Below are 355 nucleotides of genomic sequence, written 5' to 3'. Positions count from 1 at the left end.
TAGCTATACTACCCAAACTTTCGCACAGCACACAAAATCAAAGTAGTTAATTTGGGACGGGGCTTTTTTGACTACTTTCAGTAGGTAAGAAAAAAGCCCCGAGGCAACACCCCGGGGCTCTTCACAGTTTTGATGGTGGACCTGACAAGATTCGAACTTGTGACCTCCCGGTTATCAGCCGGACGCTCTAACCAACTGAGCTACAGGTCCATCGCGCAAGGGATATATTAGACGAGTCGTTACGCGCGCGTCAACAACTTTTTTGAAAATCTTTGAGGGGTGTCGGCCCCGGCTGCCCGGCGGCATGCGAAGTCGCCTGCTCGGACAGTCCTGCTCGCACGGAGAGCACATTAAG

At 51.8% G+C, this 355-nt stretch carries 1 tRNA gene; it reads right to left on the bottom strand.

Going from position 1 to position 355, the window contains the following annotated elements:
- Nucleotides 1–133: 133 nt before the first annotated feature.
- Nucleotides 134–210, bottom strand: a tRNA-Ile gene (locus DW151_RS08110).
- Between the last annotated feature and the right edge of the window lie 145 nt (nt 211–355).

This window comes from Collinsella sp. AM13-34 (genome assembly GCF_003473055.1).
Classification (GTDB): Bacteria; Actinomycetota; Coriobacteriia; order Coriobacteriales; family Coriobacteriaceae; genus Collinsella.
This window is presented reverse-complemented; position numbering and strand designations above follow the sequence as displayed.